A 14,895-nucleotide genomic window follows, 5' to 3' on the forward strand; every position below is an offset into this window, starting at 1 on the left:
TTTAACAATATCTTAATTGGGAAAATTTACAACAATTATTTTTTAATTTTTCTATAATTATCTCTTTTTTTTGCTTTATCTAATTGTTCCCTAATTTCCTTCTCACTATGTAGTTCTCCCTCTCCTATTCCAGGACAGGCTTCCTTTTCTGCATAAAAGAGTGCTTTATCACTTAATAGATAATCCCAGAAAGGATATGTGGAGCATTGTAATGGCTTTACAGGATAAATCGTACACCCCTTATCAGATAAAAAGATACAGGAGTAATCTTCTCTTTCCTTTAGTGAGATATCGTAGTAGGTTCCTCTATCAATTAAACGAGTGTACTTATTTAAAAACTCTTCTTCAGCTAAGCCTAAATAGGAAGAAATATGCTCTATTTCATCCTTAGATAGAAAAACATAACCTGGCTCACCTGAACAGCAGTGACCACAAAGCTTACATGTAAATTTTAATCCTGAGGAATACCAGGCCATTTTATCTCCTGTATACACAAAAAAACCTTCCAAATATTGGAAGGCTTTTTAGTGGAGAGAGAAGGATTCGGACCTTCGAAGGCTTAGCCAACAGATTTACAGTCTGCCCCCTTTGACCGCTCGGGAACCTCTCCATGCTGTCAAAACAACGATTAGTATTTAACCTAAAATAGAGATAAATGTCAACCACTATTTAATAAATATTTTACAAAAAATATAGAGGTTTTTGCTATATCCTTACCCTAAAATTAAATATTAAAAATTATTTCTGCTAACAACCTTTTTACTTAGCTCAATAGCAACATTTTTAGGAACCATTTTAGAAATATCTGCTCCAAAGGCTGCCATTTCCTTTATAGCTGAGCTTCTCAATAAGAAATAATGAGGGTCTGTAGGCATGAAAAGAGTTTCAACACCTGGTAGGAGCTGCTTATTAGTCATTGCAAGCTCAAACTCATAGCCAAAATCAGCAAGAGCTCTAACACCTCTAATCATAACATCAACATTTAATTGCTTAGCAATATCTACAGTTAACCCTTGGTATGATAGTACCTCAATATTATCAAGACCAATAAAGTTGTCCTTAATAAGCTTTATTCTCTCCTCTGCTGTAAAGAGACATTTCTTCGCAATGTTATCAGCAACTACTACATAGAGCTTATCATAGAGCTTTGCACTACGCTCGATTATATTAATATGTCCTAAGGTTGGTGGATCAAAGGATCCAGGAAACATGGCACTAGTCATACTTTAGTTCCTTCTACATATGCCTTCATCTTCTCAAAGCTTTCTTGGTTCTCATAGACATATCTTTCGACAATAGACCAAGAGCCATTTTCATCCTTTTCAAGTAAAGCAAAGGTACCTCTACCTATGTAGCTAATTGTTTGGTTTTCATGAACACTATGATTTTTCTTAAGATCCTCTAGGACACAATCAAAATGGACAAATGAGCCATCAGGATTAATCATAGCTTGAGAAATATTATGAATAGTCTCACCACAGATAGAACAGCTAACTAATGGCTCTTTAATTATCTTAGCTGGGCTAACTTGTAGCTTAGATTTATATGGATGTGGCTTAGGAACCCCTGACACCTGATTCAGTGTAGCAAACCCTGTGAGCTTTGAATCATCACATTTCTTCTTTTCTTTTTTCTTTAATTCCTTTTTTGGGAAGTTATTTTTTGCTTTCATACCCATATTATAAAAAAAAGGTGACAAATTTGCCACCCTTAGAAAAATTAGTTATAGACTTAGTTAGCCTTTTTTCTGATAAGCTCCTTAACCTTAGCAGCCTTACCAACCTTACCTCTGATATAATAGAGCTTAGCTCTTCTAACACGACCACATCTAACAACCTCAATCTTATCGATTCTTGGTGAGTGGAGTGGGAAGATTCTTTCTACGCCTACACCATAGCTAATCTTTCTAACTACGAAAGATCTACCAATACCTGTATTGTTCTTTGCAATAACAATACCTTCAAAAACCTGAATTCTTTCAGTAGTTCCTTCAACAATCTTGAAGAAAACTTTAATTGTGTCACCTACAGAGAAATTCTCTGCATCCTTCTTAATCTGCTTTGCTTCAATAGCCTTAATTAAGTCCATTTTCGCCGAACCCCTTATTATCTAACAATTCAATAAATTTTTTTCTGCTTTCCACGTCGAGAGAGGCGTTAGTCAGCACTTCCGGTCGGCTCAGCATCGTTTTTTCGAGCCTTTGGAAAACACGCCAGGTAGCAATCCTTTCGTGATGACCGGATAATAATACCTCAGGAACATTTTTTTTGCAATACCTTTCAGGTCTTGTATACTGAGGATATTCAAGCAAAGGAGATGAAAAACTCTCATCCTCTAAGCTTTCTTTTGAAATAACTCCATCGATTAATCTAAAGATTGCATCGATTATTACGATCGAGCTAGTCTCACCACTAGTTAGAACGTAATCACCGATAGAAATTTCATCATCAACCCATTCATCTATTACTCTTTGATCAAGGCCCTCATAGTGTCCACAGATAAATGTTAAGCGATCCTCATTAGATAATTGCTTTGCATATTCCTGATTAAAAAGCTTACCTGAGGGAGTTGGAAATATAACTCTTGATTTAGCTGCATCTATACTATTTAGAGCTAAATACAATGGCTCTGGCTTTAAAACCATACCAGCTCCGCCACCATAAGGTACATCATCACAAGTGTGATGATTATCAAAAGTAAAATCTCTGAAGTTAATTATATTATAAGTAATTATTCCCTTTTCAACAGCACGAGCCATGATAGAATTCTCAAAAAAGGACTTTATCATGTCTGGAAAAAGTGTGAGGATATCTATATGCATCAGTCCATCAATTCCTTAATAAGGAGTACAATCTCTTTTTTGTTAAAATCGGGCTTTGACACAAATTGAGGGATATTAGGAACAATTTTTATCTCTCCCTTATCATTTCTGACATTAAGATATAAGCCCTGAGCACCATCTGAAAGATATTCTACTTTACCTAAGACTTCCTGGTTATATACAATGCTTAAGCCAATTAAATCAGCAATATAGTACTCACCAGCTTTTAATTTAGGAGCCTTTGAACGAGGAATATACATTACTGAGCCAGATAAATATCTTGCTTTTTCGGGAGAATCATAACCTATAAATTTAAAAAGAATATTTGAAGAATGAACCTCTATGTCTTCAATAGTAACAGCTACCTGTTTACCGTCCCTTGTCTTTAGGATACATGAATCCAGCTTCATTAAGTGATCATACTCTCCAGATAGAGAGTTAATCTTAATAAAGCCATTAACACCATGTGTTTTTCCTACAGTAGCGGTAGCAAGTAGCTGTTCTTCCATTAGTCTAAAATCTCCAAAACGGCACGTTTGCCATCTTTAGTTGCGCTGGCGGAAAGAATAGTTCTTATCGCTTTTGCAATTCTACCTTGTTTTCCGATGACCTTTCCAACATCATCTTGAGCGACATGAAGTTCAAGGATAGTTGATTTCTCTCCTTCAACTTTGTTGACAAATACTTCATCAGGGTTATCGACAAGGCTCTTGACTACGAATTCAACAAGTTCCTTCTCCATAACTGAACCTCCGGATATTAACCCTGGACAGTACGGTTACAAGAAATACCTTTTGCGTTAAGAATCTTCTTTACTGTTGCAGATGGGTTTGCACCCTTCTTTAACCATTCTGCTGCTTTTTCTGCATCGATAGTTGTCTGTCTGTCTTCAGCTTCAATTGGATGATATGTACCAATCTCATCAATAGTTCTGCTTGTTGCTGCAGCTCTGCTGTCCATAACAACAACACGATAGTAAGGTCTCTTCTTAGACCCAAAGCGCTTTAGTCTCATGCTAACACTCACGGCTTTACTCCTTATTCTACTTGATAGACTCACATGCCCATTTTAGAAAGCATGCTAGCCTGTAATTTCTTATTTCCAAGAAGCTTCTTCATCATAAGCTTACTCTTTTCAAATTTCTTTAAAAGACGATTAACATCGGCAACGCTAGTTCCACTACCCTTTGCAATCCTCTTTCTTCTTGATGGGCCAATAATCCTATAGTTTGCTCTTTCAAACTTAGTCATACTCTTAATGATTGCTTTCTCAACCTCAACCTCTTTAAGATTGATATCCTCCTCACTAATATTACCCTTTGCACCAGGAATCATCTCAATTAGCTTATCAACAGAGCCCATCTTATTCATGTTTTCTAGCTGATCAAGATAGTCCTGTAAATCGAAGGTGTTCTTCTGCATCTTCTTTGCAAGACGTTCAGCCTCATCCTTATCGAATGCCTGCTGAGCCTTTTCAACGAGAGATACAACATCACCCATTCCAAGGATTCTAGATGCAATTCTATCTGGGTGGAATGCTTCTAAATCCTCACTCTTTTCACCTGTACCGATAAACTTAATTGGCTTACCAACTACACTCTTTAATGATAGTGCAGCACCACCTCTAGTATCAGAATCGAACTTAGATAGAATAACACCAGAAATTCCAACCTTCTCTTCGAATTCCTTAGCGATGGTAACGGCATTTTGACCAGTCATTGCATCTGCAACAAATAGTGTTTCATCTGGGTTAACTGCCTTTGCGATATCTTGAATTTCCTTCATCAAGGTATCATCAAGGTGCATTCTACCACTTGTATCGATGATGACTGTATCATATAGCTCATGACGAGCTGTCTTAACTGCTTCAGTAGCAACCTTAACAGGGTTCTTCTCACCAGGTATAGTAAATACTCTTACACCAACCTTTTCGCCGAGAACCTGTAACTGTGTAATAGCAGCAGGTCTAACGAGGTCTGCTGCAACTAGCATTACCTTTCTGCCCTCTTTTGTGAGCTTTAATGCTAGCTTATGTGCTGTAGTAGTTTTACCTGAGCCCTGTAAACCCATCATAAGGATAACACTTGTTGTATCCTTACCCTTTAGCTTTAACTCCTGTCCACTCTCATCGCCTAAAAGGGCAACCATCTTATCATAGACAATCTTAGTAAATTGCTGACCTGGATCTACAGATAAAAGAACCTTCTCACCTAGAGCTTCTTCTAGAGTACTGTTGATAAATTTTCTGACAACACGAAGATTAACATCGGCATCCAAAAGAGACATCTTAATATCTTCTACTGCATCACGAATGTTTTTTTCTGTTATCTTACCTTTACCCGATAAATTCTTCATTATCGAGGAAAATTTAGTGCTTATATTATCAAACATGTACCTTTCCTTGGTTATATTGCAACTTTTTATTTATACTAGCTTAGAGGTGTTTTAGTCAATAAGAGTTAGCCATTAAGTTCTTCTACCTTCGCTATCAAAATCGACTTGGTTATCATTTTCATTTAATATGACAGCCTCCCCCTTAATCCTAGCGAGCTTATAGCTTACAGTTGTTGAAACACCTGCCTCCATCTGAGTAACACCTAAGAGAGATGCGGAGCCCATAACTGTATGCTTATTGTGAGTAATAATAATAAACTGACTATCCTTTGCGAAATCCTCTAAAACAGATAGGAAGAATCCAATATTCTTATCATCTAGCGCCGCATCAATCTCATCAAGAATACAGAATGGAGATGGCTTTACCATGTAGGTTGCAAACAATAGCGCAACAGCTGTCATACTTCTTTCACCACCAGAAAGAAGTGTTAAGCTAATAAGCTTCTTTCCTGGAGGCTGAGCAAAGATATCTATTCCACTTGTTAATACATTCTCTGGGTCTTGAAGTGTTATTTCAGCTCTACCACCACCAAATAGACGTCTAAACATCACCTGGAAGTTTTCACTAATTTGCTTATATGTATTTAGGAACATCTCCTTAGAGCGTGTCTCAATCTCAGCTAAGACAGTCTCAAGATCATGCTTACTCTTATACATATCATCTAGCTGCTTTTGCAAAAACTCATATCTTTCCTTAGCACCCTCAAATTCATCAACAGCCATATGGTTGATGTTAGGACCAAGTGTTTGTAGCTGCTTTTTTATTTCAGCAAGCTCATTTTCTAAAAGTACCTGCTCACCTAGCTCTGCATCCATTCTATCCTCAAATTCCTTAAGGTTACGAGAATATGTATTATAAAATGATGCATAAAGATTTTGAATTAAATCCTGAGTGTTATTAATCCATAGCTCATTCTTTTCAATTTCATTATTAAGATAGTTAATCTTATCTATTGTATCGTTTTTCTCTTTTTCCTTACTGCTTAAGGCGCTATAGCGTTCATTAATCTCATCCTGAAGCTCCTTTAGCTGTTTCTTCAGCTCAATAATTTGATTAAGTAGCTCTGCCTTCTCGCTATCTGCCTGCCTTAGCTGGTTAGCTGTTGCTTCAATTCTAGAATTAGCGATAGTAATAGCACTTTGACTATCAGCAAAGCTTATCTCCTTTTCATCTATACTTCTCTCTAAATTATCCTTAACAGCCTTAAAGGATGAAATACCAGCCTCTACAGAGGCTAATTGTATTTCCATATTCTTAATAGTATCTCTTAGGTTATCAACCTCAACCTCTAGAGATGCAATTTGACTCTTAAAGGAGACTATTTTCTCTCTACTTCTTACATTTGCATCTCTTAATAAAGCTTCCTTTTCTGAAATCTCTCTTTTCTTTGTTAATAAGCCATCTGGAGACAAGAAGGAATCAATAAAGGGAGGAATAGTATCCTTATAGCTTAAGAAATCATTCTTAAGCTCTTGAAGAGCTGAAATAATATTTTCAAAGGAAATAATTTTATCAGAAAAGGATGAAATAGATTTTTGTAGCTCTGCTTTTTCCTTTAAATCTCTAATTATCATATCAAGTCTGTCATTAAAGTTTTTCTCAGCACTACTACGACGCTTAAAGGAGTACTTCTCGCCCATCATCTTATCAAGCTCACTAGCTAGAGAATCAACAACTTCCTTTAGGCTTGCACCAAGCTTTTCTATTTTCTCTTCATTTTCACTAATTAAATTCTCTTCTGCAGTAACCTTAGCTTTGAAATCATCAATTAGCTTTAAGTCATCAGAAAGCATTAAATTAGCACGCTTAACCTGCCTTTGGCTCTCCTCAAGAATTTGATGCTTTTCATCAAGCTCAGCTTGCATTCTTTCTAATTCACTTTTATCTCTATCGAGGGAGGACTTAATACTCTCTGCTCTATTTTCAGCCTCCTTCTTAGCATTTATATAATCACGATAGGTACTTTCTAAAAATGCTATTTTATCATTACGACTATTTACAGCCTCTTCATTTCTATTAATTGCATATTGAAGAGAATGAGATTTCTGGCTCTCACTCTGCATCCTAGCCTGCTCCTCTTCAATATTAACTCTAAAGCTCTCAAGAGATGACTTTAGAGCTTCAACCTGTGCTGCTAAGCTTTTATTTCTTTCACTTCTCATATCCTTCAAAGCTAAATAGGTCTTTAGCTTTGAATAGTGAATATCAACATCAACACTAAGCTGTCTTTTAACTAATTCATTATAGCTCTTAGCCTTCTCAGCTTGAGTCTTTAACGATTCATAGCTTCTCTTTTCAACCTTCATCAGGCTCTCTGCTTGGTTGATATTCTCATCTGTTCTCTCAATCTTCTTTGAAGCCTCATTACACTCCATCTTAAAGCGAGAAATACCTGCAGCCTCTTCAAAAATATATCTTCTATCCTCAGGGCGCTGAGATAGAATTTGGTCGATCTTACCCTGTTCTAGGATAGAATAGGCACTCTTTCCAACACCGGTATCAAAAAAGAGCTCTCTAATATTTTTTAATAGACATCTATTTTTATTTATATAGTATTCGCTTTCACCACTTCTAAAAACACGTCTTTTGATCTCAACCTCTGTAAGATCTGTTGGAAGATTTCTTTCACTATTATCGATAGTAAGAGCAACCTCTGCATATTGCAGTGGTTTTCTTTTATCTGTTCCATTAAAAATTACATCCTCCATTCTGCCAGCTCTTAGAGTCTTTGTTGATTGCTCACCTAAAACCCACTTAATGGAATCAACGATATTTGATTTTCCACATCCATTTGGTCCAAGGAGCGAAGTAATTCCATCGGCAAAATCTATATGTGTTTTATCTGCAAAGCTTTTAAAGCCTACAATATCAAGACATTTTAAAAACAAATTTAAAGCTCTCCTTGACTATCTATCGAGATAAAATTTAACATTTTTGAAATGGAAATGGAAGAATTATTCTCTTTTAATGAGGTGTTAACAATTTGTGGGACAGATGAAGCAGGTAGAGGTCCTTTAGCAGGACCTGTAACAGCCGCTGCTGTAGTTTTGCCAAAGGATTTTCCATTTGAAATTTTAGCTGATAGCAAAAAATTATCTCATAATAAATTAATTGAAGCAGAAAAGGTAATAAGAGAAAAAGCAGTAGCATTTTCAATCTCATTTATTTCTAATGAAGAAATAGATGAAATAAATATTTTAAATGCAGCATTAAAGGCTATGGCAAACTCCTATAAAGAGGTTAATAAAATAATTCATGTCGATAAGCTAATGGTCGATGGAAATCGTTCCCCTAGAAAGTTTATTGAGGATTCAAGCCTTGCTATTGAAACTGTTGTTAAGGGTGACTCAAAGATTCATGAGATAATGGCTGCAAGTATATTAGCTAAAACTGCTAGAGATAGATTTATGGAATCACTTGATAAGGAATATCCTCAATATGGATTTTCTAAAAATAAAGGATATCCATCTAAAGAGCATCAAGAGGCGATAATCAAATATGGATTATCGCCTTATCATAGAAAAACCTTTCATCTAAAGAATGTAAAAATTAAAGAAGAGCAAGACTTATTCCCATTATAAGCATTCCTAGAATAACACCCCATATTACTAGATGGTGTCTTCCATAGGTTTCTGCTGTTGGTAGGATTTCATCAAATGACAGATAAATCATTATACCTGCAACAGCTGCATATACATATGATAATACACTAGATGGGAAAATAGTTTTTATTAAAATGAAACCAAGTAAGGCTCCAAGTGGCTCTGCAAGTCCTGAGAATAAGCTCATCATAAAGGCTTTACGCTTTGCTCCAGTTGCATGGTAAATTGGAGCTGCAACAGTAATACCTTCAGGAATATTATGTAGTGCAATAGCGATTGCAATAGAAATACCCTGTGCAGGATCCTCATACGCAGATAAGAAGGTAGCTAAGCCCTCAGGGAAGTTATGGATTGCAATAACTAAAGCTGAGAATAGTCCCATCTTTTGTAGTGAAAATTCTGTTCCAAATTCATGTGGATTTTCATTTTCTGGAATTGCTTTATCGATTAAAGCAATAAATAACATTCCTAAGAAAAAGCACGCTAGAGCTATTATGCCAGATACTCTTGGAGAAAAGGAGTTTTCAAGCAAGGAAATACTCTCTGGTAGAATTTCCATAAAGGATACATATACCATTACACCTGCAGAAAGACCAAGGCTAAAGCATAAAAAGGAGGATGAAACCTTCTTCTGAAATAGAGGCATTAAGCCACCTATTGCAGTTGATAGACCTGCTAAAAGCGATAAAATAAATGCGTACGTCATAAAATAGCAAAGAGAGGTTTACTCTTCGTCACCTCTCTTAACACTCTTTTTTGCATGAAGCTTTAAATAATCTAAAGACTTTTGCATCTCTTTGATAAATTCTCCAATGTCCTCTTGATAAACAAGAACTGATTGTCTTAAGAATTTTCCGTTTTCAGTTGGCTTGCTCTCTACAATATTTAAGTAGAGGTCACCATATAGATTTTCCTTTACATTGAAAAAGTATGTTCTATCTCCAGTAACACACTTTGAGGAAAAATGTTCACCACGCTGTCCCATATTATAAGACCTTCCTTTAGATATAAAAAAAAGCGTCCGACGGGAATCGAACCCGCATCTTCAGCTTGGAAGGCTGAGGTAATAGCCATTATACAACAGACGCGCTACGAGTAAAGAAAATACTCTAATTCTCGATTAATGTCAACAATACTGGCAAAAAAAATCTCATTTGCTTATACTTTACCAATCATGAATAACATTGAGCAAAAATATGCAGAATTCATTTTAAATGAAGAATTAAGAATTGAAGGTGGTGAAAAGCTTACAATTAACGCCAATGAAGAAACAATAGCCTTTGCACATTTACTTGCACATATGGCAGCTGAAAAGACAGGTGTAAATGTACAAATTGTTTTTATTGATCACGGTAAGGTTGAATCTGTTGATGAAATAGAACCAGACTTTCAGGAAAAGGCAAGTGGTAAGGTTTGTATGCTCCACCTAGCCTCCTTCCCTAGCTTCTCACCTCTTAATGATGAAAATAAAGAGCTAAGTGCTAAGGAGCTTGGAGAGTATAGAGTTATAAGCGAGCCAGTAATCGCAGGAAGAAGAGTCGCAGTACCTTGGGCTATTTGCTATGTACCAACTCCAGCTTGGGCAGAGTTTGTTTTTGGTCCAGGAGCTACTACAGACTCCTTGTGGCTTTTACTTTCCGATATATTAAAGCTTGATAGCGAAGATAATTCACTAAGAATGCAGCATCAAATATTAAAAAATAGATGCGCAAAGCTAAATAATGCAAATATTACTCAACTAATTTTAAAGAGTAATAGCTGTGACCTAAAGCTTGATATCAACCAGGAATTACACCTAGCAACAACCTCAACAATGCTTTCATCTGGAAGATTATTCTACCCTACAGCACCTTGCGAGGAAGTAATAATTCCACTTTCAAAGCATAGTGGCTCTGGTAAATTTATAACTACATACCCATTTAGACTCTTCGATAGAGTATTTAGCTCAGCAGAGGTTTCTATTGAAAATGGTAAAGTAGTATCATTTAAGGTTGAGGATGGAACAACTCATATAACAAAGTATTTAAGCATCGATGAAGAGAGTAAATGCTTAAGTGAGCTTATACTTTGTGATGGCTACACTCCTTCCTCAAAGCTAGAGGTTTCAACTGGTATTCCAATGCTTGATAGAATGCGCACTACCTCCTTAGTCTTAGGAGGAATTACACCAGATACACTTCAAGCTGAGAGCGATGAGGATATAGATAAAACAATTATAAATAATTCCTTTGTTCGTTTAGAGCTTCCATTAGGTTCAAAGGATTTATCTATTCAAGGTATTACAGAATTTGGTGAGATTATAGATATCATGGAGGATGGTATAATACTATTCTAGGAGGAAATATGAACAAAAACTATTCAGATAAATTAAATGAGCTAGTATTAACTAAGGGTGTGTGCTTAAAAAAGGGAGAAAAGCTTTGTATTAATACCTCCCCTTCCTGCTATAGCTATGCACAGGCTATGGCAAAGCGTGCATATGAGCTTGGAGCTAAATATGTAATTATTAATATTAATGATGGTGATTTAGATTCCTTTAGAACATTAGTTCAAGATAGCGATGAGGTGTCATTTGTTCCAGATTTCTATAGATACAATGCTATGGAAAGAGCTAAGGATAGCTACGTTAACGTTCGCTTAGATAGTAATGAGGATAGAATTGGACAAACTCAAGGTGATAGCGATAAGCTAGCTAAGCTTAATATGTCCTTTAGAAAAGCTGGTAAGGTCGCAAGTGATAGATATATGTCAAATGAGCTTGCTTGGTGCGTATCCTGTGTCCCTGGTCCAAAGTGGGCAAAGCAGCTTCTTGGTGAAAATGCAACAGAGGATGATTTAGCTAATGTACTAGGAAAGATACTACTCTTTGATAATGAGAATTATCTCTCAGCCTGGGATGAATTTGATAAAAAGGTTAAAGAGAGAAGAGAAAAGCTAAACTCATTAAATATTGTAAAGCTACACTATAAATCCTCAATTACAGATTTTACTATTAGCTTAACAAGCGATGCTCATTTTGAGGGTGGCGCATCAATTTGTGATGATGGTAAGGTCTTCTTCCCTAATCTTCCAACAGAGGAGCTATTTACTACTCCTGATATGTACTCTGCAGATGGATATATTACAACAACTAGACCTGTAAATGTATTAGGTCAGCCTACAAAAGCAATTACATTTACATTTAAAGAAGGAAGAGTTGTTGATGTTAAAGCTGAGGAAGGCTTAGAGATTATCAAAAAGTATTTAGCAATAGATGAAGGTGCTTCAAGGATTGGAGAGGTTGCTTTAGTTGATAACAATTCACCAATTAGTAAAACTAATTTAATCTTTAATTCAATATTAATCGATGAAAATGCATCATGTCATATAGCCTTAGGAGCAGGATATCCTGAGTGTATTAGTGGAAGTAGTAGTGCTAAAACAGATGAGGAGCTACATGAGTTAAAGATAAATACTTCATTGATGCATACAGACTTTATGGTAGGAAGTAGTGACCTAACAATTACAGCTACTACAAGTGATAATAAAGAGGTTGTAATTATGGAAAACGGCTCCTTTACTCTCTAAAATTATTAAGTCTTCCAAGCATGATAGTTTGGAAGACTTATTTTTAATTTAAATCAGAAATTAGCTTTAACCCATTTAAGGTATGATACTTATCTAGGTAATTAATTCTTGGTATTAAGGTCGCTATAGTCTTTGAAAGACCTCCAGTAGCTATTACAAATAAGCTTTCACCAAGCTCTCTTTCTACCTGCTCGATCATTGAATTTACAAGCCCAGCATACCCATACATAATTCCAGCTCTAATAGCATCCTCACTATTTCTTCCAATTGCAGAAGAAGGTATTTTAAGCTCTACCTGAGGAAGCTGAGCTGTTGAGCCAAATAGCGCATTTACACTGGTAATTAATCCTGGAACAATTGCAACACCTACAACACTCCCATCCCTTCTTACAGTAGAAAAGGTTAATGCTGTTCCAAAGTCTACAACCATAACATTTTCACTTTTATAAACATGATGTGCATATGCTAAATTACATAGTAAATCACTACCAAGCTCTTGAGGTATTGAAGCTCTAACAAGATTAGTATTTAAATCATGATTAACTATTAATGGATTAACATTAAATAAGCGATTTAGATTCTTTGAAGCTGAAAAGGTAAGATTTGGAACAACCGATGATACTATTGCTTTATCAACAGCTGAAAAATCAATATTTGAAGACTCTAAAAGACTTTTGAAGATGACATAGTATTCATCTCCAGTCTTTCTTTGGTCTGTATATACCCTCCATGAGTTAATCCAATTATTACCATCATGAAGGGCTAAAACAATATTAGTATTTCCAATATCTAAAGCTGCTAGCATTAAATCATTACAACCTTATGTGAACCACCAGCATAAGCCTTATCACGAATTTCGTTAACAGAAGCATCATTGATATATGAATCAAAGTTAGTCATGCGGTCAATGATACCAGTAGGTGTAAACTCAATAATTCTATTTGCGATAGAATCAACAAACTGGTGGTCATGTGAGTTAAATAGGATAACACCATTGAAGTTAATAAGACCATCGTTAAGAGCCTGAATAGCTTCAAGGTCAAGGTGTGAGGTTGGCTCATCGAAGATTAAGCAGTTTGCACCCTCAAGCATCATCTTAGCTAGAACTACTCTTACCTTCTCACCACCAGATAGTACTCTACAGCACTTTAATGCTTCATCACCAGTAAAGAGCATTCTACCCAAGAATGATCTAACAAAGGTATCATCATCCTCAGTAGAGTATTGCTGTAAGAAATCAGCAATAGAGCTATCTGTATCAAACATCTTAGAGTTATCCTTAGGGAAATATGAAAGTGATGTTGTAACACCCCAGTTATAGGAACCGCTATCAGCTTCCATCTCTCCTGCTAGAATTTGGAAAAGTACTGTTTTTGCATAGTGGTTAGGACCAACAAAAGCAACCTTTTCACCTGGATTAATAGTTAAATTTAAGTGGTTAAGAACTAACTCTCCATCGATTGTCTTTGTTAAATCCTTAATTTCGAGACAATTCTTACCAATCTCTCTATTAGGCTTAAAGGCAACATATGGGAATCTTCTTGAGGAAGGTCTGATATCATCTAAGGTAAGCTTATCAATAAGCTTCTTTCTACTTGTTGCTTGCTTTGCTTTAGCAACGTTACTACTGAATCTCTGAATAAACTCTTTTAACTCAGCAATCTTATCTTCTCTTCTCTTCTTCTCATCCTTTAACTGCTTTGCAGCAAGCTGTGAGGACATATACCAGAAATCATAGTTACCAACATATAGCTGAATCTTACCAAAGTCGATATCACAAACATGAGTACAAACAGTATTTAAGAAGTGTCTATCGTGGCTGACTACAATAACTGTGTTGTTAAAATCTGCTAAGAAATCCTCTAACCAGTGAATAGACTCTAGGTCAAGGTGGTTAGTAGGCTCATCGAGTAATAGAATATCTGGATTACCAAAGAGAGCTTGAGCAAGAAGTACTCTAACCTTTAGGTTATCTTCGATTTCTTCCATTAGCTTTTCATGAAGAGTAGTTGCAATTCCAAGACCATCAAGCATCTGAGCAGCTTCACTTTCAGCTTCCCAGCCTCCCATCTCAGCAAACTCACTCTCTAGCTCTGCAGCTCTAATTCCATCTTCTTCTGTGAAATCTTCCTTTTGATAGATTTCATCACGCTCCTTCATTACTGAATAAAGCTTCTTGTGTCCCATGATAACAGTATCAATTACTCTAAACTTATTAAAAGCAAAGTGATCCTGTCTAAGGGTAGTCATTCTCTCACCTGGAGTAATAATAATCTCACCAGTATCTGGCTCAATTTCTCCAGAAAGAATCTTTAAGAAGGTTGACTTTCCTGCACCATTTGCACCGATGATACCGTAACAGTTACCAGGTGTGAACTTGATGTTTACTTCTTTAAACAGAACTTGGGTTCCGTAAGAAAGAGAAATATTACTAGCTGTAATCATTTATTTCCTCGCAATAAGCTGTATTATATGTGATTAGTAAAAAAAAAGCAGTATCTTTGAAGATAC

Annotated in this window: 17 protein-coding genes and 2 tRNA genes; 3 read left to right on the top strand and 16 right to left on the bottom strand. The window is 36.0% G+C overall.

Annotated features, from left to right (window positions below):
- Positions 1-35: 35 nt before the first annotated feature.
- The 11 genes from FYJ80_RS08465 to FYJ80_RS08515 form a co-directional block, all read right to left on the bottom strand.
- Positions 36-476, bottom strand: a complete 441-nt coding sequence (locus FYJ80_RS08465) for a YkgJ family cysteine cluster protein (protein ID WP_154425941.1) — start codon at positions 474-476, stop codon at positions 36-38.
- 52 nt (positions 477-528) lie between these two features.
- Positions 529-610, bottom strand: a tRNA-Tyr gene (locus FYJ80_RS08470).
- A 121-nt stretch (positions 611-731) separates the two neighbouring features.
- Positions 732-1,223, bottom strand: coding sequence for a pantetheine-phosphate adenylyltransferase (coaD, locus tag FYJ80_RS08475; protein ID WP_154425943.1), 492 nt, complete (start codon positions 1,221-1,223; stop codon positions 732-734).
- On the bottom strand, positions 1,220-1,672 hold the full coding sequence (locus tag FYJ80_RS08480) for a hypothetical protein (RefSeq protein ID WP_154425945.1): 453 nt from the start codon (positions 1,670-1,672) through the stop codon (positions 1,220-1,222). Before FYJ80_RS08480 ends, coaD begins: the two co-directional genes overlap by 4 nt.
- Positions 1,673-1,731: 59 nt before the next feature.
- Positions 1,732-2,088 (bottom strand): 50S ribosomal protein L19, encoded by a 357-nt coding sequence (gene rplS / locus FYJ80_RS08485; protein ID WP_154425947.1) that lies wholly within the window; start codon positions 2,086-2,088, stop codon positions 1,732-1,734.
- Positions 2,075-2,821 (bottom strand): tRNA (guanosine(37)-N1)-methyltransferase TrmD, encoded by a 747-nt coding sequence (gene trmD, locus FYJ80_RS08490; protein WP_154425949.1) that lies wholly within the window; start codon positions 2,819-2,821, stop codon positions 2,075-2,077. Before trmD ends, rplS begins: the two co-directional genes overlap by 14 nt.
- Positions 2,821-3,330, bottom strand: coding sequence for a ribosome maturation factor RimM (gene rimM, locus FYJ80_RS08495; protein ID WP_154425951.1), 510 nt, complete (start codon positions 3,328-3,330; stop codon positions 2,821-2,823). The genes trmD and rimM overlap by 1 nt, the downstream gene beginning before the upstream one ends.
- Positions 3,330-3,563: a KH domain-containing protein gene (locus FYJ80_RS08500; RefSeq protein WP_154425953.1), complete on the bottom strand. Its 234-nt coding sequence runs from the start codon at positions 3,561-3,563 to the stop codon at positions 3,330-3,332. The genes rimM and FYJ80_RS08500 overlap by 1 nt, the downstream gene beginning before the upstream one ends.
- Positions 3,564-3,580: 17 nt before the next feature.
- Complete coding sequence (gene rpsP, locus FYJ80_RS08505) at positions 3,581-3,835, bottom strand: 30S ribosomal protein S16 (RefSeq protein WP_154426007.1); 255 nt, start codon at positions 3,833-3,835, stop codon at positions 3,581-3,583.
- 41 nt (positions 3,836-3,876) lie between these two features.
- Positions 3,877-5,211: a signal recognition particle protein gene (ffh, locus tag FYJ80_RS08510; protein WP_154425955.1), complete on the bottom strand. Its 1,335-nt coding sequence runs from the start codon at positions 5,209-5,211 to the stop codon at positions 3,877-3,879.
- A 75-nt stretch (positions 5,212-5,286) separates the two neighbouring features.
- Positions 5,287-8,103, bottom strand: a complete 2,817-nt coding sequence (locus FYJ80_RS08515) for a chromosome segregation SMC family protein (protein ID WP_154425957.1) — start codon at positions 8,101-8,103, stop codon at positions 5,287-5,289.
- Positions 8,104-8,154: 51 nt separating this feature from the next.
- Between FYJ80_RS08515 and FYJ80_RS08520 the strand changes: the two genes are divergently transcribed.
- Positions 8,155-8,796, top strand: a complete 642-nt coding sequence (locus tag FYJ80_RS08520) for a ribonuclease HII (RefSeq protein WP_154425959.1) — start codon at positions 8,155-8,157, stop codon at positions 8,794-8,796.
- On the opposite strand, the gene zupT is transcribed toward FYJ80_RS08520, so the two are convergent.
- The 3 genes from zupT to FYJ80_RS08535 form a co-directional block, all read right to left on the bottom strand.
- Positions 8,765-9,523 carry a zinc transporter ZupT gene (gene zupT / locus FYJ80_RS08525; protein WP_154425961.1) on the bottom strand — a complete coding sequence of 253 codons (759 nt, stop codon included), beginning with the start codon at positions 9,521-9,523 and terminating at the stop codon, positions 8,765-8,767. The two genes, FYJ80_RS08520 and zupT, sit on opposite strands and share 32 nt — an antisense overlap.
- 18 nt (positions 9,524-9,541) lie before the next feature.
- Complete coding sequence (locus FYJ80_RS08530) at positions 9,542-9,802, bottom strand: DUF3276 family protein (RefSeq protein ID WP_154425963.1); 261 nt, start codon at positions 9,800-9,802, stop codon at positions 9,542-9,544.
- A gap of 31 nt (positions 9,803-9,833) precedes the next feature.
- Positions 9,834-9,905 (bottom strand) — tRNA-Gly (locus tag FYJ80_RS08535).
- Positions 9,906-9,991: 86 nt separating this feature from the next.
- Here FYJ80_RS08535 and FYJ80_RS08540 point away from each other — a divergent pair.
- Positions 9,992-11,152 carry an aminopeptidase gene (locus FYJ80_RS08540; protein WP_206361039.1) on the top strand — a complete coding sequence of 387 codons (1,161 nt, stop codon included), beginning with the start codon at positions 9,992-9,994 and terminating at the stop codon, positions 11,150-11,152.
- Between the two features lie 8 nt (positions 11,153-11,160).
- Positions 11,161-12,384: an aminopeptidase gene (locus tag FYJ80_RS08545; protein ID WP_154425967.1), complete on the top strand. Its 1,224-nt coding sequence runs from the start codon at positions 11,161-11,163 to the stop codon at positions 12,382-12,384.
- Positions 12,385-12,427: 43 nt separating this feature from the next.
- Here FYJ80_RS08545 and FYJ80_RS08550 read toward each other — a convergent pair whose 3' ends face one another.
- Entirely contained in the window at positions 12,428-13,189 is a 762-nt protein-coding gene (locus tag FYJ80_RS08550) for a type III pantothenate kinase (protein ID WP_154425969.1), read from the bottom strand.
- Positions 13,189-14,829, bottom strand: a complete 1,641-nt coding sequence (locus tag FYJ80_RS08555) for an ABC-F family ATP-binding cassette domain-containing protein (protein ID WP_154425971.1) — start codon at positions 14,827-14,829, stop codon at positions 13,189-13,191. Before FYJ80_RS08555 ends, FYJ80_RS08550 begins: the two co-directional genes overlap by 1 nt.
- Positions 14,830-14,895: the final 66 nt, after the last annotated feature.

This window comes from Bullifex porci, from assembly GCF_009695635.1.
Classification (GTDB): Bacteria; Spirochaetota; Spirochaetia; order Sphaerochaetales; family Sphaerochaetaceae; genus Bullifex; species Bullifex porci.